At 53.5% G+C, this 21,276-nt stretch carries 19 protein-coding genes and 3 tRNA genes; 9 read left to right on the forward strand and 13 right to left on the reverse strand.

Going from position 1 to position 21,276, the window contains the following annotated elements:
- Window positions 1–46: 46 nt before the first annotated feature.
- Complete coding sequence (locus ACKPCT_RS06015; protein ID WP_090073675.1) at window positions 47–346, reverse strand: FAD assembly factor SdhE; 300 nt, start codon at window positions 344–346, stop codon at window positions 47–49.
- A gap of 182 nt (window positions 347–528) precedes the next feature.
- Between ACKPCT_RS06015 and recG the strand changes: the two genes are divergently transcribed.
- Window positions 529–2,634, forward strand: coding sequence for an ATP-dependent DNA helicase RecG (recG, locus tag ACKPCT_RS06020; protein WP_319568670.1), 2,106 nt, complete (start codon window positions 529–531; stop codon window positions 2,632–2,634).
- Window positions 2,635–2,691: 57 nt separating this feature from the next.
- On the opposite strand, the gene ACKPCT_RS06025 is transcribed toward recG, so the two are convergent.
- Window positions 2,692–3,528, reverse strand: coding sequence for a DUF502 domain-containing protein (locus ACKPCT_RS06025; protein ID WP_090073679.1), 837 nt, complete (start codon window positions 3,526–3,528; stop codon window positions 2,692–2,694).
- 311 nt (window positions 3,529–3,839) lie between these two features.
- On the opposite strand from ACKPCT_RS06025, the gene ACKPCT_RS06030 reads away from it, so the two are divergent.
- Window positions 3,840–4,217, forward strand: coding sequence for a YbaN family protein (locus tag ACKPCT_RS06030; RefSeq protein ID WP_090073680.1), 378 nt, complete (start codon window positions 3,840–3,842; stop codon window positions 4,215–4,217).
- A gap of 16 nt (window positions 4,218–4,233) precedes the next feature.
- Here ACKPCT_RS06030 and ACKPCT_RS06035 read toward each other — a convergent pair whose 3' ends face one another.
- The 3 genes from ACKPCT_RS06035 to glmU all read right to left on the reverse strand — a co-directional run bounded on the left by ACKPCT_RS06035 (window position 4,234) and on the right by glmU (window position 8,203).
- Entirely contained in the window at window positions 4,234–4,818 is a 585-nt protein-coding gene (locus ACKPCT_RS06035) for a GNAT family N-acetyltransferase (protein ID WP_090073682.1), read from the reverse strand.
- Window positions 4,819–4,885: 67 nt separating this feature from the next.
- The gene (gene glmS, locus ACKPCT_RS06040) at window positions 4,886–6,712 is read right to left on the reverse strand and encodes a glutamine--fructose-6-phosphate transaminase (isomerizing) (protein ID WP_319568671.1); all 1,827 of its coding nucleotides are present in this window, start codon (window positions 6,710–6,712) and stop codon (window positions 4,886–4,888) included.
- Between the two features lie 144 nt (window positions 6,713–6,856).
- Window positions 6,857–8,203 (reverse strand): bifunctional UDP-N-acetylglucosamine diphosphorylase/glucosamine-1-phosphate N-acetyltransferase GlmU, encoded by a 1,347-nt coding sequence (gene glmU / locus ACKPCT_RS06045; protein WP_319568672.1) that lies wholly within the window; start codon window positions 8,201–8,203, stop codon window positions 6,857–6,859.
- A gap of 166 nt (window positions 8,204–8,369) precedes the next feature.
- Between glmU and ACKPCT_RS06050 the strand changes: the two genes are divergently transcribed.
- Together ACKPCT_RS06050 and ACKPCT_RS06055 are read left to right on the forward strand one after the other, a co-directional pair.
- Window positions 8,370–9,434, forward strand: coding sequence for an SPOR domain-containing protein (locus ACKPCT_RS06050; RefSeq protein WP_319568673.1), 1,065 nt, complete (start codon window positions 8,370–8,372; stop codon window positions 9,432–9,434).
- A 134-nt stretch (window positions 9,435–9,568) separates the two neighbouring features.
- Window positions 9,569–10,501, forward strand: a complete 933-nt coding sequence (locus ACKPCT_RS06055) for a DMT family transporter (protein WP_090073690.1) — start codon at window positions 9,569–9,571, stop codon at window positions 10,499–10,501.
- A gap of 61 nt (window positions 10,502–10,562) precedes the next feature.
- Here ACKPCT_RS06055 and ACKPCT_RS06060 read toward each other — a convergent pair whose 3' ends face one another.
- Window positions 10,563–11,300, reverse strand: a complete 738-nt coding sequence (locus ACKPCT_RS06060; RefSeq protein WP_090073691.1) for a cytochrome c biogenesis CcdA family protein — start codon at window positions 11,298–11,300, stop codon at window positions 10,563–10,565.
- 421 nt (window positions 11,301–11,721) lie between these two features.
- On the opposite strand from ACKPCT_RS06060, the gene ACKPCT_RS06065 reads away from it, so the two are divergent.
- The 3 genes from ACKPCT_RS06065 to ACKPCT_RS06075 all read left to right on the forward strand — a co-directional run bounded on the left by ACKPCT_RS06065 (window position 11,722) and on the right by ACKPCT_RS06075 (window position 12,385).
- Window positions 11,722–11,797, forward strand: a tRNA-Lys gene (locus tag ACKPCT_RS06065).
- A 213-nt stretch (window positions 11,798–12,010) separates the two neighbouring features.
- Window positions 12,011–12,086: transfer RNA gene (locus tag ACKPCT_RS06070), tRNA-Lys, on the forward strand.
- A 223-nt stretch (window positions 12,087–12,309) separates the two neighbouring features.
- A tRNA-Lys gene (locus ACKPCT_RS06075) sits at window positions 12,310–12,385 on the forward strand.
- Window positions 12,386–12,528: 143 nt separating this feature from the next.
- Here ACKPCT_RS06075 and tgt read toward each other — a convergent pair.
- From tgt to coaD, 6 genes are all read right to left on the reverse strand, one after another.
- Window positions 12,529–13,689 carry a tRNA guanosine(34) transglycosylase Tgt gene (tgt, locus tag ACKPCT_RS06080; RefSeq protein ID WP_319569391.1) on the reverse strand — a complete coding sequence of 387 codons (1,161 nt, stop codon included), beginning with the start codon at window positions 13,687–13,689 and terminating at the stop codon, window positions 12,529–12,531.
- Between the two features lie 50 nt (window positions 13,690–13,739).
- Window positions 13,740–14,822, reverse strand: a complete 1,083-nt coding sequence (gene queA / locus ACKPCT_RS06085; protein ID WP_319568674.1) for a tRNA preQ1(34) S-adenosylmethionine ribosyltransferase-isomerase QueA — start codon at window positions 14,820–14,822, stop codon at window positions 13,740–13,742.
- 45 nt (window positions 14,823–14,867) lie between these two features.
- Window positions 14,868–15,272, reverse strand: coding sequence for a VOC family protein (locus tag ACKPCT_RS06090; protein ID WP_319568675.1), 405 nt, complete (start codon window positions 15,270–15,272; stop codon window positions 14,868–14,870).
- Between the two features lie 39 nt (window positions 15,273–15,311).
- Window positions 15,312–15,785 (reverse strand): peptidylprolyl isomerase, encoded by a 474-nt coding sequence (locus ACKPCT_RS06095; RefSeq protein ID WP_319512785.1) that lies wholly within the window; start codon window positions 15,783–15,785, stop codon window positions 15,312–15,314.
- Window positions 15,786–15,868: 83 nt separating this feature from the next.
- Complete coding sequence (locus ACKPCT_RS06100; RefSeq protein ID WP_090073815.1) at window positions 15,869–16,375, reverse strand: peptidylprolyl isomerase; 507 nt, start codon at window positions 16,373–16,375, stop codon at window positions 15,869–15,871.
- 53 nt (window positions 16,376–16,428) lie between these two features.
- Entirely contained in the window at window positions 16,429–16,929 is a 501-nt protein-coding gene (gene coaD / locus ACKPCT_RS06105; RefSeq protein ID WP_090073699.1) for a pantetheine-phosphate adenylyltransferase, read from the reverse strand.
- A gap of 178 nt (window positions 16,930–17,107) precedes the next feature.
- Here coaD and ACKPCT_RS06110 point away from each other — a divergent pair, with 178 nt between their 5' ends.
- Complete coding sequence (locus ACKPCT_RS06110; protein ID WP_090073700.1) at window positions 17,108–17,371, forward strand: hypothetical protein; 264 nt, start codon at window positions 17,108–17,110, stop codon at window positions 17,369–17,371.
- A 207-nt stretch (window positions 17,372–17,578) separates the two neighbouring features.
- Here ACKPCT_RS06110 and gyrA read toward each other — a convergent pair whose 3' ends face one another.
- Window positions 17,579–20,305 carry a DNA gyrase subunit A gene (gyrA, locus tag ACKPCT_RS06115; RefSeq protein WP_090073701.1) on the reverse strand — a complete coding sequence of 909 codons (2,727 nt, stop codon included), beginning with the start codon at window positions 20,303–20,305 and terminating at the stop codon, window positions 17,579–17,581.
- Between the two features lie 291 nt (window positions 20,306–20,596).
- On the opposite strand from gyrA, the gene ACKPCT_RS06120 reads away from it, so the two are divergent.
- Window positions 20,597–21,229 carry a MarC family protein gene (locus ACKPCT_RS06120; RefSeq protein ID WP_319512781.1) on the forward strand — a complete coding sequence of 211 codons (633 nt, stop codon included), beginning with the start codon at window positions 20,597–20,599 and terminating at the stop codon, window positions 21,227–21,229.
- Window positions 21,230–21,276 lie beyond the last annotated feature (47 nt).

Here is a 21,276-nt window from a genome sequence, read left to right on the forward strand (position 1 = left end):
AGCCTTTCTGTCTCTTGGGTCTTTTGAATGTAGGGTGGCAGGCGGCTTATAGAAGCCCGGACTCGAAATTTTTGTGATAGTGCTTGATTCTATGGAACATCGGGCAGTCGAAAGCTTCGGGCACGGGCAGCTCATTGGTGAACCACTGCATCAGGTCTCTGTCATGTTGGTCCATGAGCATTTCCAACTGGTCCAACTCATCATCGGTCAGATTGTCCAGTTCATTGTCGACGAAGCGGCCCAGCATCAGGTCCATTTCCTTGACGCCACGGTGCCAGGCACGCATCAAAATCTTTTTGTGCCGTACATCCATACCTTCACTGCTGCGGGTGGTGCCATGGGACATAGTTGTTTGCTCCTTTAGGGCGTTGTCATTCTTTGCCTCTGTATAGCGACTAGAAGGCGCCTTGTCAGCTATAGATCGTTCGTCTATCACAAAACAAAAGGAGAACATGTATTGACGCGGCCCTTTGAGTTGGCCATGCTTGATGTTAGCCCGTTCCCGTTTACAGAATCATACTTACTGCAATGCGCCCGAACCGTCTCAATCACTATTTTGCGTCTCTGACGACACTGAAGGGTGTTGGCCCGAAAATCAGCCAGTCCTTTGCGCGGCTGTTGCGAGGCGATGTGCTTTTGGAAGCGCGGCGGATCGATCTGCTGTTGCATATGCCCGTCGCTGTTATTGATCGCAGTTTGCAGCCTGCGCTCGCCGAGGCGCCAGATGGCGTGATCGTGACGCTGTGCCTGACGATTGACAAGCATCTGCCGCCACCACGGCATAACAAGCGGGTGCCCTATCGGATTCTGGCCCATGACGAGACCGACGAAATCACGATCACCTATTTCCATGCCAATGGCGGCTATTTAGAGCGGCAAATGCCCGTTGGTTCTGTGCGATATGTTTCGGGCAAGCTGGAGCGCTTTAACGGGGTGCCGCAGATAACGCACCCGGACCATGTGGTGTCCGAGGATGATTTCGCTACCATGCCGCTGATTGAGCCGGTCTATCCTTTGACCGCCGGTCTGTCTGGCAAGATGGTACACAAGACCGTTGAGGCTAGCCTTGAAGATCTTGAGCCTTTGCCGGAGTGGCAGGAAAAGGCATTGCTTGAACGTGAAGGCTGGCCAGCCTTCCATGAAGCACTGGACCGCATTCATAATCCTCTGGGGTTGGCGGATCTTGATCTGACATCTATCGCCAGACGTCGGTTGGCTTATGATGAATGTCTGGCCAGTCAGCTTGCGCTGTCGCTGGTGCGTAGCAATGTGAAGAAAGCCAAGGGGCTGGCGCGTCTTTGGGAGGGCAAACTCAAAGCCGAGCTTACAGAGGCCCTGCCCTTTACGCTCACGGGGAGCCAGCAACAGGCCATCGCCGAGATTGAGGAAGATCTGGCCCTGCCTGAGCGGATGCTGCGTCTGGTTCAGGGCGATGTGGGTAGCGGCAAGACGATGGTCGCCCTGATGGCGGCAGCGGATGTCATCGAGTCCGGTGCACAGGTGGCCATGATGGCTCCGACGGACCTTTTGGCACGGCAGCATTATCAGTCCGTCAAAGCGCTTTGCGAGGCCGTCGGTATTCGCGTGGCCGTGATGACGGGCAAGGACAGCGCCGGAGTGAAGCGACAAACGCTCAAGGCGCTGGAACAGGGGGATATTGACTTTCTCATCGGAACCCATGCCCTCTTCCAGCCGTCTGTGGTGTTTGCCGATCTGGGATTGGCCATCGTTGATGAGCAGCATCGGTTTGGCGTACATCAGCGTTTGACGCTGTCTGACAAAGGGGTGGCGACCGATCTTCTGGTGATGACGGCAACGCCAATTCCGCGCACCTTGGTGCTCACCCATTATGGCGACATGGATGTATCGCTGTTGACCGAAAAACCCGCCGGTCGCAAGCCCATTGAAACCCGCACCATGTCGCTTGATAGGCTTGGAGAGTTGGTCGGTCGGCTCAACACTGCGCTTGAAAAAGGTGCCAAATGCTATTGGGTCTGCCCGCTGGTTGAAGAATCCGAAGTGCTTGAAGTCACAGCCGCAGAAGACAGGTACGAGAGCCTCAAGAAGGTGTTTGGTGATAAGGTTGAGCTTATCCATGGCCGTATGTCAGCTGATGAGAAAAAGGCGGCGATGGAGCATTTCAAGGATGGTGACGCACAAATCCTTGTTGCGACCACGGTGATTGAAGTGGGCGTGGATGTGCCTGAAGCCACCATCATGGTGATTGAACATGCCGAGCGCTTTGGCTTGGCTCAGTTGCATCAGTTGCGCGGGCGTGTCGGGCGCGGCGACAAGGCCTCTTCCTGCATTTTGCTGTTTCAGGGTCCTTTGGGCAACATCGCCAAGGAGCGGCTCAACATGATGCGCGAAACCGAGGACGGGTTCCGCATTGCAGAGGCCGATTTACGCCTGCGGGGCGAAGGCGATGTGCTGGGGACCAAGCAATCTGGCATGCCGGGGTTTCGGGTCACCGACCCTGAGGTGCATAAGGATCTGATGGAAATGGCGCGCAAGGAAGCACGTCTCATTATCGAGATGGATCCGGGGCTGACTGGCAAGCGCGGGGATGCCTTGCGTGATCTTCTGTATCTATTCGGAAGAGATGAAGCCATCCGGCTTTTGAAGGCTGGATAGCCAACAAGGACGCCCGCCAATCGGGGCGTCCAAGATGGGAAGAGCGAAGGTGAGCCCTTATTCGGCAGGTTCTGACTCTTTGGATTTTACTTTCTTGAGTGAAGAAAGTTGATCCTTTGACGCTGGGGCCTTTTCTTCGTCATCCACCTCTATGTCGATCAGTTTTCGGGCCTTTTCGTGGTCTTCTTCAACGGCATGCTTTGCGATGAATTCAGGAGAGACCAAACCAGCTGACACCACGAGCTTGGCGGCATCCTCAACGCTCATGTCGAGCATGATGATGTCACGGCGTGGCACAAACAGCAGGAAACCGGATGTCGGGTTCGGGGTGGTTGGCAGGAATACCGAGATATATCCCTGATGGGCATCACCCGGCTTTTCTTTCTCCTCAATGCGGTGGGCTACTTCACCGGTCGTTTCAGTGGCAACGAAAGCAAGAGCCCAAAGGTCGCGGCGAGGATATTCGATAACCACAGCCTTGGTGAATGTCTTGCCCTTTTGCGACAGCGCCGTTTCGAAAATCTGCTTGAGGGCATTGTAAAGGTTGCGTACGAGCGGCATCCGCCCGACGAACACCTCACCGAAGGTCAACAACGAACGTCCGACAAAGTTCGCCGTCAGAAAACCCAGTATCGTCAGGATGAGGAAGGAAAAGACAAGCCCTACCCCGGGCACGGAAAATGGCAGATAGTTATCCGGGTTGTAGATATGCGGAATATAGGGCTTTACGGTGGAATCGACCCAGCCGATGAAGGCCCATGTGATGTAAAGCGTGATCCCGATTGGGGCAGCGATGACAAGGCCGGTCAGAAAATAGTTTCGCACGCGGGCGCCAAAGGTGAGCCTGCCGCGATCCAGAGGGCCTTTTTTTTCTTCATTATTCTTCGATGTCATCTGTGTTGTTTCCGTATGAGATTGGCACCTGATGCGTCAATTGTCTCTTTCCATGTTCCTTTGGGGCGCAGAAAGAGTCAGATTCAACCTCGGGCCTGATCATGATGTGAGATGGCAAGCTGTCAATCAATTTACGCACTCAATCTATACTAAGATAATGCGCCCTGCTTCGACTTAAAAGATTAAGAAAGCGGTTTCCTGCTCGAAAAATGAGCGAGACCAGTTGTAGAATGGCATTTAACGCAATATCTTGTATGTAATGTTCAGAATTTTCCCCGTTTTTTGTTGCTAAAGGCCAAAAGGGCACAAGCATGAAAAGGTTTCAACAGCCGCTCTATTTGCTTGCGGGTCTTGTCTTGACGGGCATCGGCATTGTGGGCGCTTTTTTGCCTCTGCTGCCCTCGACCATCTTTTTCATTCTGGCCACCTTCTGTTTTGCCAGATCGTCACCACGGCTTGAAGCCTGGCTCTTGCAGCACAGAGTGTTTGGGCCACCGGTTCTGGCATGGCGCGATCATAAGGCGATACCGCGCAAGGCTAAATATTTTGCCTTTGGCGGCATGGCGCTGGGCTTTGCCATGTTTGTTACTGCGGTTCAGCCCGGTGTCTGGCTTTTGATCCCGGTGATCCTGTTTTTTGCCGGTTCCGCGCTTTATGTCGGCACGCGGCCGGATGGCCCGGACGACTGAGCCGAGCGGTGGGTGCTCAGCCCTGAATGGCTGAGGCTGAAGGCGTTTCCTGGTGCTTTTCTCTCAGCGCGTCCCATTCTTCGCGCAGGATACCGTAACCCAGAGAGTCAAAATATTTGCCGTCGAGTATTCGAGCCTTGCGGTAGCAGGCCTCCTGCTTCAGACCGATTTTTTCTGCAAGAGCCATCATGCCAGCGTTGCCGGACCATGTTGTGAGGCCGATCCGCACAAGCGCAGGCCGCTCAGCCAATTGCTTGTCTATCCACATGGGCAAGGCCTTAGAACCAATGCCCCTGCCCCAATGTGATTGATTGAAGAGGACAATGCCCACTTCCAGCCAGTTGGTTCTCTGGTCTTTCCAGTAGTAGGAAACCTCACCCAGAATACGGCCATTTTCTTCATCACAAACCAGTTGAAAATTGAAAGACGGGTTCGGCTTGGTCAGCTCGAAACCGAATTCCATGATTTTCTTGTTCTGATCTGCTTCTGTCGGCATGCCCAGATAAGGGCCATTGAGACGATGAAACGCCTGCTTGGGGGCTATCAGGGCGCGGTATAGTGGCAGGTCTTCAAGCGTTATGGTCCGCAGGATAAGGGGCATGGGGGTACACTTGACTGCCCGCCAGCCAAAGGCAAGCGGGCCTGTTTGTGTGAATGGTGCAGATGGCTTATTCCACAGTTACGGATTTTGCAAGGTTGCGTGGCTGGTCCACGTCAGTACCCATGAAATTGGCAGTGTAGTAAGCCAGCATCTGCACAGGCAGAGCGAAGACAATCGGTGCGATGACGTCTGGGACGGTGGGCATGACGATTGTGGTGCTGTCTTCCAGCGCATTCTTCTTGGCGCCCGACTCATCGGTGATGAGAATGATCCGGCCATCGCGGGCGGCGACTTCCTGCATGTTGGAAACGGTCTTGTCGTAATAGCTGTCATCGGGAGCGATGACGACGACCGGCATGGTTTCGTCAATCAGCGCGATCGGGCCGTGCTTGAGTTCCCCTGCCGCATAGCCTTCGGCGTGAATGTAGGAGATTTCCTTCAGTTTCAACGCGCCTTCCATGGCCAGCGGGAAGTTGGTTCCACGGCCCAGATAAAGCACATGCTTGACCTTGGAAAGCTCATGGGCCAGATCGGCGATGGTGTTGTCTGCCTTCAATGCCTGACGGATGAATTTGGGCAACTCGCTCAACGCTTTGACATAGGCTTGCTCTTCTCCTGCCGAAATGGTTCCACGCGCACGGCCTGCCATGATGGCAAGGGCGAGCAGAACCGAGAGCTGACAGGTGAAAGCCTTGGTGGACGCGACGCCGATTTCTGCTCCGGCAAGGGTTGGGAAAATGACATCGCTTTCGCGCGCTATGGTGCTTTCGGGCACATTGACGATGGAGGCAATATGCTGGCCTTCCTGTTTGCAATAGCGCAAGGAAGCCAGCGTATCGGCGGTTTCGCCAGACTGGGAGATAAAGAGCGCCAGCCCATTCTCCTGCATTGGCATTTCGCGGTAGCGAAATTCGGAGGCGACATCCATGTCGACCGGAATGCGGGCAAGCTTCTCAAACCAGTATTTGGCGACCACGCCTGCATAGTAAGCCGTGCCGCAAGCGCTAAGCGAGATGCGGTTAAGGCTAGCAAAATCAAACGGCAGTTTGCCCTTGAAGCGAACTGTTCCGTTGGCAAAATCCACATAATGGGCCAGCGTATGCTGAATCACTTCTGGCTGTTCATGGATTTCCTTTTCCATGAAATGCTTATAGTTGCCCTTGTCCACGATGTTCGCAGACGCAAGTGCCGTGGTGGCCTGCCGTTCGACATGCATGTTGTCTTCATTATAGAAAGTGGCCGTCCTTCTGGTCAGGACAACCCAGTCGCCTTCTTCCAGATAGGTCACCTCATCGGTGAACGGCGCAAGGGCGAAGGAATCAGAGCCCAGATACATCTCGCCATCCCCATGGCCAACGGCCAATGGAGAGCCTCGGCGGGCACCGATCATCAGGTCCTCTTCGCCGCCAAAGATGATCGCGAGAGAAAACGCGCCTTCCAGACGACCCAGAACGGCGGAGACGGCTTCTATGGGGCGCTTGCCTGCCTGCATTTCGTCATGAATAAGATGCACGACAGTTTCGGTGTCGGTTTCTGTCTCGAATTTATGCCCCTTGGCTGTCAACTCTTCGCGCAACTCGCGAAAATTCTCGATAATGCCGTTATGCACCGCAGCCACGTTGCCAGCCTGATGGGGATGCGCATTGATCTCGTTTGGAATGCCGTGGGTTGCCCAACGGGTGTGGCCGATGCCGATGGTGCCCGGCAATGGGTTTTCAGTCAGCAACTGTTCCAGATTGCGCAGTTTGCCAGCAGCGCGGCGTCTGTCGAGTTTGTTCTGGTTGATCGTGGCGACACCGGCGGAATCATAGCCGCGATATTCAAGCCTCTTGAGGGCATCCACCAATTGTGGCGCTACCGCTTCCTTACCAAGAATTCCGACAATTCCACACATGGCAATCTCTTTCCAACTGACTACGGATAATTTGATTTGAATAATCACTAACGCACTGTTGTGAGATTCTTGAAATCAAATCCGATTGCAGTTTCTAACGAAAACGGAAAAAGGGACGCAAAGCGCCCCTTTGTTCACACTTAATTATTTGGAATCTTTTGATTTTTTGTAACGAAACTGTGCGGCCCAGCCTGCCTTGACGATGGGTCTTGCGCGTGTGAATGCCAGATCATCAGCGTTAACAGGATCGGTGATGACGCTGCCTGCGCCAATGATTGCACCGTCTCCAATGGTTGCCGGAGCCACCAAAGATGTGTTGGAACCGATGAAGGCGCCTTTGCCGATATCTGTCTTGAACTTGTTGAAGCCATCATAGTTGCAAGTGATGGTGCCTGCGCCGATATTCGCCTTGGAGCCGATGCGTGCGTCGCCGATATAGGTCAGGTGGTTGACCTTTGCGCCCTCTTCTACAAGAGATTTCTTGATCTCCACGAAGTTGCCCACCTTCGCTTTTGCTTCCAGAACTGTGCCCGGACGTAGACGCGCATAGGGGCCAATGGCGCAGCCCTCGCCGATTTCTGCATCTTCGAAATAGCAGTTGGCTAAAATGGTGACATTGTCCGCCACGGTTACGCCGGGAGCGAAAAAGACGTTTGGCTCAATGGTGATGTCTTGGCCCAATTTCGTATCATAGGCAAAGAAAACAGTTTCTGGCGCGGTCAGTGTAACACCATTATCCATGGCTTCCTGACGGGCTCTTTGTTGGAATGTCGCTTCAACCTTGGCCAGATGGGCGCGGCTGTTGACCCCCTGCAGTTCGGATTCCGGGGCCTCGATTGCTGTCACTTTGAGCCCTTGTGCGTTGGCCAGTTCCACCGCATCGGTGAGATAATATTCGCCCTGCGAATTGTTGTTCTCTATCTTGTCCAGAAGCTCGAGTAAATGAGCCCCGGAGAAGCCCATGATTCCACCGTTGCAGAAATTGATCTGGAATTCCTCGGGGGTGCAGTCCTTGGCTTCGCGAATGGCGACCAGATTGCCATCTGATTCGAGCAAGCGCCCGTAAGGGTCCGGAGTCTCTGTCCGGAAGCCCAGAACGACAACGTCAAAGCCTTCCGCCAGCTTTTCGCGCATGGCGCTGATCGTTTCTGCGCGCAAGAGCGGGGTATCGCCAAAGAGCACGATGACATCGTCCTTTGCCTCTTCCAGAGCTTCGCGTGCGGCCAGAACCGCATGGGCGGTGCCCAGACGTTCTGTCTGCTCGCAAGCTACGACAGATGGATGCATCTTGCGGGCAGCCTGCAAAACAGGATCCATATCCGGTCCGACGATGAGGGCGACCTGATCGACATCGGCCTGATGAGCGGCGTGGGCCACATGACCAACCATAGACAGCCCGGCGATCTTGTGAAGGACCTTGGGTGTTTTTGATTTCATGCGGGTGCCGTGTCCGGCTGCCAGAATGATTGCCTGGCATGTGCGATGTGTCATCTTTAGCCTCCTGAGACCTGTCTTTGCAGAGTAAAGGACCGTTTATAGTATTTTCCTAAGGAACAATTGAAACAGATATACGAACGGGCCTTGCGGTTACAGCAAAAAAAGACTTTCCTTAAAAATGCGTGAAACATAAGATTCGCGCGTGTAAGGAGGCATTTGTATGGCGCGGCCAGGCAAAGCCATCTTCGATGTGACCATGATGGCCGGTTGGGCGTTTGCGGCAGTGCTAACAGGTTTGGTTGCCTTGACGATGGTGGATGACACCGGTGATTCCGCCCGAGACCCCAATGTTGTGGCAACATTGGACAGCGCCGATGCACGTCTAGTTACCGGGTCTATCGATCAAATGCCGTCCGCCAACCTTGAAAAGGCACTTGGTGAGTCGGAAACGGCTCTCGTCGACCAACAGAATCAGACCTTCAATCCGTTTTCGAAACGAACTGAGATCAATGCGCAGCAGTTGCAGGACTTAATCGCTGAATTGCACAAGATCAAGCAGGAAGTCGGTGCGTTTCATGTAACAATGAAACGGTTGCGTGATGAAAATGATCGTCTGAAACAGCGTTTGGCCAAACTGGAGCTTGATGGCCCTGTTGGGCAGAGTGGCTCAGTACGCGTCGTGGACCTTCCACGACGGGATGATAGCCGCAACCCCTTTATTCTGGCCAATGGTCAGATCTCTCAGCCTATTGATACCCAATCAACGGGATCCATCGGAGCAACCGGCGCTTTGGAAGCCAATAGCGGTTCGTTTGACCCCTTCAAGGTGAATGATCAACCGAACATCAAGGTGACCGAGCAGCCTTTGACGATGGATTTTGAAAGGTCTGCGCCTCATGACGCACAGATGCTGCCCAAAGACAAACCCACAGAGCACGTGGCTTCAGACGGTGCGTTTCAGCCTGTCAGTCAGGTTGTTTCTGCTCCAACAGACGTAAGGTTAAGTAGTCAAACGTCATTTGGGATTGATCTAGGAGCTTTTGTTTCCATCAGTGATATCCGAGCAGCATGGCAAGAGGTTTCTGGTGCGCAGAAGAATCTGGTTGGTGATTTGCGTCCGCTTAGTCGGGTTACAGAGCTTGACGATGGGCGGTTGGCTCTTCACCTCGTTCTTGGGCCTATTCCCAACGCAGCACAGGCTGCGTCGGTTTGTGCGCAATTGAACTATGCCAATTATGATTGTTCGGTTTCCGCCTATCGTGGACAAAGCCTTGCTTTGAACTAGAATGCGGTTTTGTTATCAGTAGGCCTGCTCTTTTGTATGGTGTCTGTCGACAGATAGAGATTGTTTCCGCTCTTTAAAGCAATTATTATCGGCCCCAGAATACCCTCCTTCTTCCAGTTTTTCGGAATTGTCTCTTGTCTCCCAAGTTCTTTGCCTATCTGCTGATGGCGGTCTGCCCGTTTCTGCTCGCCTCGAATATTGTTGTCGGTGCTGCTGCCGTTCATACGATTGAACCCTTTACGCTCACCTTCCTGCGCTGGGGGATTGCGTCAGCGCTCGTTTTGCCCTTTGCGTGGTCATCACTTTATGCCAACCGCAAGGCGCTCCTGTCTGAGTGGAAACTTATTCTGCTGACGGCTTTCATGGGGATGGGATTTAGCGGTTCGGGCGTTTATATGGCGCTCAAACACACCTCGGCCACCAATGGCACGCTGATCTATTCCTCCTGTCCGATCATTATCATCCTGCTGGAATGGATCTTCAGGGGACGCAAGATCTCGCTACGCGAAGCCATAGGGATTATTCTGGGTTTTACCGGTGTGTTGCTGATTGTGTGTAAAGGTCACCTTGAAACGCTATTGGCGATTGAATTTTCAAGCGGCGATCTGCTGTTTGTGGCGGCGGCAACTTCTTGGGCTGTCTACACGGTGCTCTCGAAGAAAAAGCTGTTTCAATCGCTTTCCACGATTGGCATGTTCACGATTGTTGGGCTGGTGGGCGCTGTTATCCAGATCCCGTTCATGATCTGGGAATTAGCCAATTATGACACGCTGCCCACCGGTATGAATCAATGGTTGAGCGTGGCTGGATTGGTCTTTTCGGCCTCTATCGGGGCGCTACTGGCCTATCAATATATGATCCGGGTGCTTGGTCCGGCAACGGCAGGCCTTGTGATGTATTTGATGCCGCCCTTCGGTATTTTTATGGCCGTGATGTTCCTTGGCGAAGACTTCAGAATTTTCCATCTTGTCGGCTTTATTTTGGTGATGAGTGGCGTTGTGCTGGCAACCTTTCCACTCAGCCTTCTGCGCAGACATAGAGCGGTAGAGGCTGTTGCTCAGGAGTAAGCGCCCTTCAAGCTGGCTTGGTCTTTAAAAGGGGTTGGGAGCTGCTTCCAGCCCCTTTCCTTTAGCCGATGGAGTTGAGAGCTGGCAGCATTTCCTGAAGCCAGAAGGCTGCATTCTGCACCTGACCAGTGATGAAAAGAATGCCAGTCAGGACCAGCAAAGCCCCCATGACCTTTTCAACGGTTCCCATATGCTTGCGAAAGCGTTGCATGGTGCTCATGAACTGCCCGGCAAAGAGCGCTGCGAGTAGGAACGGCACGCCCAGACCAAGGCTGTAGGCGGTCAGGAGCATCATGCCGCGTTGAACATTTTCCTCGGTTCCCGCGATTGCCAGAATCGTTGCGAGGACGGGGCCGATGCAGGGGGTCCAGCCAAAGGCAAAAGCCAATCCAATCAAATAGGCGCCAATGATCCCTGCCGGCTTTTTTTGAACGTTTACGCGCGCTTCACGGTAAAGGAAGGCAATTCTGAAAACGCCCAGAAAGTGCAGTCCCATGATGATGATGATGGCGCCAGCAACATAGGAAAAGAAACCCGAATAGAGCTTGAGATATTGCCCTATCACCGAGGCCCCTGCACCCAGAAGCACGAAGATGGTGGTAAAGCCCAGAACGAAGGCCAGAGCGGAAATGAAAATGCGCGTTGCTGCACGCTGTTTGTTCTCGTTGCCGGTGAACTCATCCATGCTCACGCCAGCAATATAGCAAAGATAAGGCGGCACCAACGGCAGAACGCAAGGGGAAATGAAGGAGATGAAGCCAGCGAGAATCGCGCCGGTGATCGATACATCAAAATTCATTTCCTAGCTCCTTCAATTGCGAAATACCAAATTTTCGAATTCATGTTTAAAAAAAAGCGCGGTTTTCTGCTTAGGGGGTGGAGATTGCTTTGTCCAATCACGCTGTCGCGATATGCCTTGCACTCGTCATCCATTTCAGCTGTAGCATGCTGCTTTTAAATATGATGTCCATATCCCTATTTATCCACCTTTGCACTCGGAGATCGGATAAGGGGGCACGATGCCGTTCAGGTCGATTCCAGGAGGTCAGAAACCCAGAGATTGAAGCGTGCATCCAAACACGCCTTGATCGCTTCTCTATTCAGGTTTGAAATCACGAATTTATGACCTTAATGAGGGTTTTCCACGAAAAGTAAAATGAATTTGGCGAGGGTGTTGACTGGGGCGCAAAATGCGTTACAACAGCGCTCACCAACGTTAAGTGCCCGTAGCTCAGTTGGTAGAGCATCCGACTTTTAATCGGACGGTCGAAGGTTCGAATCCTTCCGGGCATACCATTTTCCTCGAAATTTGAAGCGCTTATGGGATTCTCTTAATTGAGGAATTCAGTCGTTTTGGTTTTTAGGTTTGGTTTGGTTTTCCAGACAAATTTGTTGTAGAAAACCATATTTAGCGGAATTCATCGCTCGACTGAGTGGAAAATTCTGCTACAAGGGTCCGGCCTTTAACACAAAGGCAATGCGATGGTTTTACCATCACTTATGGAATATGTGCCCGTAGCTCAGTTGGTAGAGCATCCGACTTTTAATCGGACGGTCGAAGGTTCGAATCCTTCCGGGCATACCATTCCCCTCTCCCCCCAAATCATTGATATTGCAAAGAAGACATCTGGTCTGGCTTGTGATGCAGGCCGCTTTGCATCGACGTGTTCCGCTTGGATGAAAAAATTTAACAAAACGGTGCAGAACACCCAAAAGCGTATTAACGCGTATATTGATTTTTTCTCCTGCTCTGGTAAAAGACTGTCATCAAATTGATAAACAAGACTTCTCGTTTTGTTGTTGGTTAAGCGCCATTAGCTCAGCTGGTAGAGCATCCGACTCTTAATCGGACGGTCCAAGGTTCGAACCCTTGATGGCGTACCACTCTCTTCTTTCACTTTGACCTGCGTTTTATGCATAGACGATTTATGTCATCTCTGGCTGCGTTCTCAGATTTGGCCTAAAGAAAAGGCCACAGCCTCTGGAAGAGACTATGGCCTTGTTGTTAAATGGGACACACAAGCGCTCTAGAGGGCTGGCATATCGCCCCGAGCCCAGCCTTCCTTGACTTCGGCCTTATGGTCTTCAAACCGGCCCGCCTCGATCGCATCACGCATGCCATGCATCAGGCTCTGATAGTAAGCAAGATTGTTCCAGGAAAGCAGCATGGCGCCGAGGGCCTCGTTGGATTTGACGAGGTGATAGAGATAGGCTCGGGAATAGTCACGCGCGGCTGGACAATCGCTCTCAGGGTCCAGTGGGCGCGGATCATCCTTGTGACGGGCATTCTTGAGGTTGACCTTGCCAAAGCGCGTAAAGGCCAAGCCATGGCGTCCTGCCCGTGTTGGCATGACACAGTCAAACATGTCTACACCGCGGCTGACCGCTTCCATCAGGTCATCGGGTGTTCCGACGCCCATCAGATAGCGTGGTTTGTTCTCTGGCAGAATAGGACATGTGACATCGAGAATGTCCAGCATGACGGCCTGAGGCTCACCCACAGCCAATCCGCCGATGGAATAGCCTTTGAGATCCATTGCCTTGAGAGCCAAAGCTGATTCTTCACGCAGACGCGGGATGTCTCCCCCCTGAACAATGCCAAACATGGCCTGACCGGGACGGTCGCCAAATTGAGTCTTGCACCGCTCCGCCCAACGCAGGGAAAGCTGCATGGCCTTTTCAATTTCAATTTCCTTGGCTGGCAGACGCGTGCATTCATCCAGCTGCATCTGAATGTCAGATCCGAGCAGGCACTGGATTTCGATGGAGCGTTCCGGCGTCATCATGAATTTGGCGCCATCAATGTGGGATTTGAACTCAACCCCCTCTTCGCTCATCTTGCGCAACTGCGCCAGAGACATGACCTGAAACCCACCCGAATCCGTCAGAATCGGGTAAGGCCAGTTGGCAAATTTATGCAAGCCCCCAAGGGCATCCACACGCTCCGCACCGGGGCGCAGCATCAGATGATAGGTGTTGCCCAATATGACATCGGCCCCAAGGTCGCGCACTTGTCCCGGATACATGAATTTGACCGTTGCGGCGGTGCCTACCGGCATGAAGGCTGGCGTGCGAATGGTGCCGCGCGGCATGAAGACTTCACCGCGCCGTGCCTTGCCATCCGTTGCCAAAAGCTTGAAGCCAAATTCGGTTGGAGCCGGATTGGGCACAGGCTGGCCTTTGTTCATGCGGTCGGCGCCAAGAGGTGGCGTGGTTTCACTCGGTTGCATCTGATCTGTCATTTGGTCTCTTCTCCTTGCGCCGCGCCTTCTTGTCTTTCAGGCAGCAGAAGCGAAGAATCTCCGTAGGAATAGAAGCGATAGCCATTGGCAATGGCGTGGGCATAGGCCGCCTGCATGCGATCGCGCCCCATAATGGCGGAAACGAGCATGAACAGGGTTGATTTTGGCAAATGGAAGTTGGTCATCAAGCCATCAATGGCGCGGAAGTGATAGCCGGGCGTGATGAAGATATCCGTATCTCCGCAGAAAGGCCGAATGACGCCGTCGTCCCCTGCCGCGCTCTCCAGAAGCCGCAGGGATGTGGTGCCGACAGCAATGATACGGTTGCCGCGGGCGTGGACTGCGTTGAGCTTCTCGGCAAGCGCGGCGCTGATTTCGCCCCACTCGGCATGCATCTTGTGATCGTTGGTGTCTTCTGCCTTAACCGGCAGGAAGGTGCCTGCGCCAACATGCAGTGTCACGAAATGGCGCTCGATCTTCTTTTCATCAAGCATGGAAAACAGACGGTCAGTAAAATGCAAACCGGCCGTGGGGGCAGCTACAGCGCCATCCTTGTCTGCGTAGATCGTCTGGTAATCGGTCTTGTCTTTTTCGTCTTCTGCGCGTTTTGAGGCAATATAGGGGGGCAACGGGATATGTCCCACGGATGCGATGGCCCGATCAAGGGCCGGTCCGTCGCAGTTGAACCGCAGACACACCTCGCCCGCATCGCCTTTTTCTGAAATTTCTGCCGAGAACCTATCGCTGAAGTCAATGCGATCACCCAGCTGGACTTTCTTGGCTGGTCGAGCAAAGGCGCGCCAGGTGGAAAGATCTTCGCGCTTGTGCAGATTGAAATGGATGCCTGCGCGGATTTCGCCCCGTACCCGCGTGCCGGAAAGCTCGGCAGGAATAACCTTTGTGTCATTGAAAACAAGCGCATCGCCCGGCTCAAGAAAATCGGGAAGGTTGAGCACGCTATGGTCTTCGAAAGCGCCGGTTGGTGGCACTAGAAGCAGCTTTGCTTCATCGCGCGGATTGTGGGGGCGCAAGGCGATAGAGTCTTGGGGGAGATCAAAGTCGAAGGAGTCGACGCGCATGGTTCAGGCGATTCTCAAATGGGCGTTTATAGGGCGCCCGGTCATTCAGTTCGACCAAGCGCGGTTTTGCAGGACAACACGATATCCATCGGGATCTTCAAAGGTGATCCCGTCGACATCCCAATAGGTATTGTTGGATTGAACGGGTTCATATCCCGCATTGCGCATCATATCAACCCGTTTCTGCCATTCTGTCTTGTCTGGCAGATAGAAGACGAGCAGGCCTTCTTCATCAGGGGCTTTAGGGGCGGTTATCCCCTGCTCTTTGGTGAATTCAAGATGATAGGGTGCATTCGGGTGGCCGATGATCAGTCCATCAAAGCCATTGTGCCCTTTAAAGGAGCCGAGAAGGGAAAAGCCCAGACCATCGCAATAGAAGCGTTTGATGGCTTCGAAATTGCGACATGAGCGGGCGACGCGCATTTTGGGAAAACGGGTGTCATAGCTCATGGTGGTCCGGGCTCTTCAATCTTTAATGTGCGTCAGACCTTAGAGGTCTGCTGCGACTTTCATGGAAACAATGCTGTCGGGATCCTGAACTGGTTCGCCGCGCTTGATCTTGTCGATATTTTCCATGCCCTCGATAACGTCACCCCAGTAGGTATACTGGTTGTCGAGCCAAGGAGCGGTATCAAAGCAGATGAAGAACTGGCTGTTGGCAGAGTTCGGGTCCATAGCGCGGGCCATGGAGCAAGAGCCGCGAAGATGCTTGGTTGCGGAGAATTCTGCTTTCAGGTTCGGTTTGTCGGAACCGCCGGTGCCGGTGCCATGCGGGCAGCCAACCTGCGCCATGAAGCCGTCGATCACGCGGTGGAAGACGATTCCATCGTAAAAGCCTTCGCGAGCCAACTCTTTGAGGCGTTCGCAATGGGCCGGTGCCAGGTCCGGGCGCAGCGCGATGACAACCTTGCCTTTTGTGGTTTCCATAACGAGTGTGTTTTCGGGATCTTTAATCTCTGCCAATTGTCTCTTCCTTATTGGTTCGAAAGGGTCCTTGAATTCAAGCCACAGGTGGCTTCATCCTGTTGAAGTGTGTTTTAATGGAGTTATTCGGCTGCATCTGCAGCGACCTGCATCTTAACGATGACGTCAGGATTGCGCGGCGGTTCGCCCTTGTTGATCTGGTCAATATATTCCATGCCGGAGGTGACCTCACCCCACACGGTATATTGGCGATTGAGCCATGGCGCATTACCGAAAGTGATAAAAAACTGGCTGTTGGCGCTATTGGGGTTGTTGGTGCGGGCCATGCCAATGGTGCCGCGCTTGAAGGCGTGGTTGCTGAACTCGGCTTTCAGATCAGGAAGATCAGATCCGCCAGCGCCTGTCCCGAGAGGGTCGCCCGTTTGGGCCATAAAGCCATCAATGACCCGATGGAATTTGAGGCCATCATAAAAGCCTTCTCTTGTCAGGGTTTTGATGCGTTTGACATGGTTTGGGGCAATATCGGGAAGCAGCTTGATGACCACCCGGCCATATTTGGTGTCCAGATAGAGCGTGTTCTCCTTGTCCTGAGCCTGTGCGGTCAGGGGAGCAGTCAGCGCAAGCGCCATAACGAGAGCGATGCATGCCAATGTGCGATGAATGAGAGCCATGAAATTTCCTGTCAGCTAGTGAGCTTCTGTTGGAATGCGGCCTGAACTGCATCAGGCACAAACGGAGATATGTCTCCGCCCAAGGTTGCTACCTGCCTTACAAGGCTGGCGGCAATGTGGCGGACTGCTCCGCTCGAAGGCAAATAGATCGTATGAATTTCTGGCGCCAGTGTTTCATTCATACCCGTCATTTGCATTTCGTAATCGAAGTCTGTGCCGTCGCGTAGGCCGCGGATCAGAATGGTGGCGTCAACGCGTTTGGCAACGTCGATGACAAGGTCATCAAAAGCCACCACTTCAAGCACGGTGTTCGTATCCCGCGCGATGGGCGCAACCACTTGGTTGATCAGGGCAAAGCGTTCATCCTTGGAGAAGAATGGTTTCTTGCCGTGATGCACACCAATGGCGAGCACGAGCTTGTCCACGATATGGCACGCGCGCTCAACGATATCGAGGTGCCCCAAGGTGATCGGATCGAAGGATCCCGGGTATATGGCGATTTTGTCTGTCATGAAGAAAGTCCTAGACTCACCGCTCTTCAAGCACAAGACAGAAATGGTCTAACAAACAAGGAAGAAAAAAAATTGAACCATTCTGCACCTTCGCGCGTCTTATAAATGAAGGATGTTAACGAAGGTGAATGAAAGATGAACGGCTCGCTCAGTGCCCTTTCATCTGAGGAGCTCTAAAATGGACACGAAAAGACAGAATGAGGATCCTGTATTCGGGACTGATAAAATGACTGCTCTTAAAAGAACCAAGTTAATCGTAGCAACTGGCCTTCTTGTTTGCTTCATGGGGCTGACCTTTATTGCAGCAAGCGGGCATGCCGCCCTCTCTGAAGGTTATGGTTCCGATTTTGAACTCTCAAGTCTGTCTCTTTGGAATGATGTCCAGTCTGGCCAGTGCATTGCGCGAAAAGGAGCGCAAACCTGTGAGCCGGTGAGCCTCTAAATTCCATAGAATACCCTACCCCGGTGGCTTGGACGATGGTCCATGGCGACACCACCGAGATTTCTGACCTGGTAGAATAAGCAAGTGATCTTGACGGATCACTTGCTTATTTTTTGCGGCTTCTTTATCTCTGCCGTTTTGGGCAAATAAAAAGGGCTCCATGAGAGCCCTTTTCTTTCGTGATCATATTGAATGCCGCCGAAGCGCTTATTCCTGTTCTGGCGTATCATCCGAAGGCGTATCGTCAGAAGGCGTTTCGCCGGATGGTGCTTCACCTGTCGGATCAACACCCGTCTCGTCGGTTTCCTCTTTTTCGTCCTCAGGAATACGCTCTACCGAAACCACACTCTCGTTTTCACGGGTCTTGAAGACCGTGACACCCTGAGTGGAGCGACCTGCGATGCGGATACCATCAATCGGACAACGAATGAGCTGGCCACCATTGGTGACAAGCATGATCTGGTCGGTTTCTTCAGCCGGGAAGCTGGCGACCAGACGTCCGTTGCGCTCGTTGACTGCCATGGCGACGATGCCTTTGCCGCCACGACCCGAGGTGCGATATTCATAGCAGGAAGAGCGCTTGCCGTAGCCATTTTCCGAAAGGGTTAGAACAAACTGTTCTGCCGCTCCCATTTCAGCGTAGCGTTCAACCGGCAATGCGGTGGTTGGTGCATCTGCGGCGACTTCTGCCCCATCCTCGCCATTGACGGCGCGACGGGCGGCATTTGCCTGACGTAGATACTCGTTTCTTTCTTCAGGCGTTGCATCGAAGTGATGAAGGATCGACATGGAGATGACCTTGTCGTCTTCTTCAAGACGGATGCCGCGCACGCCGGTGGACCCGCGAGACTGGAAAACTCGCACATCTTCAACCGGGAAGCGGATGCATTGGCCCTTGGCTGTGGTCAGAAGAACATCATCGGTCGCGCTGCAGGTTTCAACGCCGACGATGCCGTCTTCAGACCCGTCTTCAAACTTCATGGCGATCTTACCGTTGCGGTTGACCTGTTTGAAGTCCGACAGCTTGTTACGACGCACGGAGCCGGAAACGGTGGCGAACATCAGGTCGAGCGTATCCCAGCTCTCTTCATCTTCCGGCAGAGGAAGGATCGACGTGATGATTTCGCCTTGTTGCAGTGGCAACAGGTTGATCAGGGCCTTGCCCTTGCCTTGAGGGGCAGAGAGTGGCAGGCGCCAGACCTTCATCTTGTAGGCAATGCCGCGCGAGGAGAAGAACAGCACCGGCGTGTGGGTATTGCCCACAAACAGCCGCGTGACGAAATCTTCGTCCTTGGTGGCCATGCCCGAGCGCCCCTTGCCACCACGACGCTGTGCGCGGTAGGTGGAAAGCGGAACGCGCTTGATGTAGCCGGAGTGCGAGAAGGTAACGACCATGTCTTCGCGCTGGATCAGATCTTCGTCGTCAAAGTCTGCGCCGCCCTCGACAATTTCCGTTTTACGCGGGGTGGCGAACTCTTCCTTGAGCGCGAGCATTTCATCTTTAACGATGGTGAAAATGCGTTCACGTGAGCGCAGGATGTCAAGATAGTCCGAGATCTTCTCACCCAGCGCATTCAGTTCATCGCCAACCTCATCACGCCCCAGAGCTGTCAGGCGCTGCAGGCGCAGATCGAGAATGGCGCGTGCCTGCTCTTCAGAGAGGTTATAGGTGCCATCTTCATGAATCGTGTGTCGCGGATCGTCGATCAGCGTGATCAGGGGCGCAACATCTTCCGCAGGCCAGCGGCGTTCCATCAACTGGGCCCGGGCCGTTGCCGGATCCGGTGCCTGACGGATGGTGCGGATGACTTCATCAATGTTGGCAACAGCGATGGCCAAGCCAACCAGCACATGAGCCCGATCACGGGCCTTGTTGAGCAGGAACTTGGTCCGGCGGCTGACAACTTCTTCGCGGAAGGCGTTGAAGGCGACCAGAATATCACGCAGGTTCATCAGCTCTGGTTTGCCACCATTCAGCGCAACCATGTTGCAGCCGAAAGAGGTTTGCAGCTGGCTGAAGCGGTAGAGCTGATTGAGAACGACATCGGGGACCGCGTCGCGTTTCAATTCAATAACAACGCGCATGCCCTGACGGTCAGATTCGTCGCGAATATCGGAGATGCCTTCGATGCGCTTGTCGCGCACGGCTTCAGCGATCTTCTCGATCATCGTCGCCTTGTTTACCTGATAGGGAATCTCGTGAACGATCAGCGCCATGCGGTCCTTGCGGATCTCTTCCACATCGACCTTGCTTCGCATCATGACCGAGCCGCGGCCCGTTGCATATGCGCTGCGAATGCCGGCACGGCCAAGAATGATGCCGCCGGTCGGGAAGTCCGGACCCGGGACGATTTCCATCAGCTCTTCGGGGCTGAGGCTCGGATTGTCGATAAGAGCAACGGACGCGTCAATCACTTCGCCCAGATTGTGCGGCGGAATGTTGGTTGCCATGCCGACGGCGATACCCCCTGCCCCGTTGACCAGCAGGTCCGGGAATTTGGCAGGCAGAACAGCCGGTTCGCTTTCGGAGCCGTCATAGTTATCGACGAAATCAACGGTGTCCTTGTCCAGATCGTCCAGCAATGTGGAGGCGACCTTTTCAAGGCGACATTCCGTATAACGCATGGCAGCAGCACTGTCGCCATCGACCGAGCCGAAGTTACCCTGGCCCTCGACAAGCGGAACGCGCAGGGAGAAGTCCTGCGTCATGCGCACCAATGCATCATAAATGGCACTATCACCATGAGGGTGATATTTACCCATGACGTCACCGACAACACGCGCAGACTTGCGGTACGCCTTATTCCACTCGTAGCCATTTTCATGCATCGAATAAAGAATACGGCGATGCACCGGCTTGAGGCCGTCGCGAACATCGGGCAGCGCACGAGACACGATCACGCTCATCGCATAATCGAGATAACTGCGCTTCATTTCATCCGTTATGGATACGGGCTTGATATCGGTACCGGGACCGTCGCCCGAGAGTGTATCTTGTGTATCTGTCAAAGGAGAATCTCTATCCCTGTCAAAAGGTATCCCTGTATAGCTGATTTAGCCTCGTGCAGCAAAGTTTTGCTCGCTTCCTGTGCGCAAAATGGCGCAACAATCACAGGATGGATGTTGAATATGTTGCACGCATGGTCAATGATGGGGTTCACATTTGATATTGCATCGCTTTATCGCACATTGTCCAACCCTGTTTTTCGCAGAAAGGCGCCCTGAATGCCGCCAATTGACGTCATGCTCAATGCATTTGTCACCCTTTTCGTTACCATTGATCCGATTGGTCTTGCGCCGATCTTTCTTGCTGTAACCAGCGGTGCATCCAAGCAGGCACGCATTAAAATCGGGACACGTGCGGTTATCGTGGCTGCGGGGATTTTGTTGATTTTCGCGCTGATTGGCCATGTCATACTGCAGGTTCTGGGTATTTCGCTGCCAGCCTTCCGAATCGCCGGTGGTCTTCTGTTGTTTGCCATTGCCTTCGAGATGGTGTTTGAAAAGCGCGAAAAGCGGAAATCGCAGTCTGCCGAGCAAGCGCTCTCAGATGATGAGATGCATGACATTGCAGTCTTCCCGTTGGCGATCCCGCTCATCGCCGGGCCCGGCGCTATCTCCGCCGTACTGCTTTTGGGCTCTCAATCCTCTGACTGGATCAGCCGCGGGGCGATCTTCGCGATCGTCATTTTTGTGCTTTTGCTGGTGCTGCTGACCTTCGTCGTCGCGGGCTGGGTGGAAAAGATGATGGGCGAAAGCGGACGGAACATCCTGACCCGCCTGCTCGGCGTTCTTCTTGCCGCGCTTTCGGTGCAATTCATCGCCGATGGCATCAAGGCGATCATCGCTGTCGGGTGAAGGGCCGGTTCGAGTCCATAGAGGATGTTGAAAGTCAATATCCTCGC

The organism is Cohaesibacter marisflavi (genome assembly GCF_963665895.2).
Taxonomy (GTDB): Bacteria; Pseudomonadota; Alphaproteobacteria; order Rhizobiales; family Cohaesibacteraceae; genus Cohaesibacter; species Cohaesibacter marisflavi.

Bases quoted from the DNA above. Each gene is read 5' to 3' on its own strand.
- ACKPCT_RS06015 (WP_090073675.1), bottom strand. From the start codon at position 346: ATGTCCCATGGCACCACCCGCAGCAGTGAAGGTATGGATGTACGGCAC.
- recG (WP_319568670.1), top strand. From the start codon at position 529: ATGCGCCCGAACCGTCTCAATCACTATTTTGCGTCTCTGACGACACTG.
- ACKPCT_RS06025 (WP_090073679.1), bottom strand. From the start codon at position 3,528: ATGACATCGAAGAATAATGAAGAAAAAAAAGGCCCTCTGGATCGCGGC.
- ACKPCT_RS06030 (WP_090073680.1), top strand. From the start codon at position 3,840: ATGAAAAGGTTTCAACAGCCGCTCTATTTGCTTGCGGGTCTTGTCTTG.
- ACKPCT_RS06035 (WP_090073682.1), bottom strand. From the start codon at position 4,818: ATGCCCCTTATCCTGCGGACCATAACGCTTGAAGACCTGCCACTATAC.
- glmS (WP_319568671.1), bottom strand. From the start codon at position 6,712: ATGTGTGGAATTGTCGGAATTCTTGGTAAGGAAGCGGTAGCGCCACAA.
- glmU (WP_319568672.1), bottom strand. From the start codon at position 8,203: ATGACACATCGCACATGCCAGGCAATCATTCTGGCAGCCGGACACGGC.
- ACKPCT_RS06050 (WP_319568673.1), top strand. From the start codon at position 8,370: ATGGCGCGGCCAGGCAAAGCCATCTTCGATGTGACCATGATGGCCGGT.
- ACKPCT_RS06060 (WP_090073691.1), bottom strand. From the start codon at position 11,300: ATGAATTTTGATGTATCGATCACCGGCGCGATTCTCGCTGGCTTCATC.
- tgt (WP_319569391.1), bottom strand. From the start codon at position 13,689: ATGAACAAAGGCCAGCCTGTGCCCAATCCGGCTCCAACCGAATTTGGC.
- queA (WP_319568674.1), bottom strand. From the start codon at position 14,822: ATGCGCGTCGACTCCTTCGACTTTGATCTCCCCCAAGACTCTATCGCC.
- ACKPCT_RS06090 (WP_319568675.1), bottom strand. From the start codon at position 15,272: ATGAGCTATGACACCCGTTTTCCCAAAATGCGCGTCGCCCGCTCATGT.
- ACKPCT_RS06100 (WP_090073815.1), bottom strand. From the start codon at position 16,375: ATGGCGCTTGCGCTGACTGCTCCCCTGACCGCACAGGCTCAGGACAAG.
- coaD (WP_090073699.1), bottom strand. From the start codon at position 16,929: ATGACAGACAAAATCGCCATATACCCGGGATCCTTCGATCCGATCACC.
- ACKPCT_RS06110 (WP_090073700.1), top strand. From the start codon at position 17,108: ATGGACACGAAAAGACAGAATGAGGATCCTGTATTCGGGACTGATAAA.
- gyrA (WP_090073701.1), bottom strand. From the start codon at position 20,305: ATGAAGCGCAGTTATCTCGATTATGCGATGAGCGTGATCGTGTCTCGT.
- ACKPCT_RS06120 (WP_319512781.1), top strand. From the start codon at position 20,597: ATGCCGCCAATTGACGTCATGCTCAATGCATTTGTCACCCTTTTCGTT.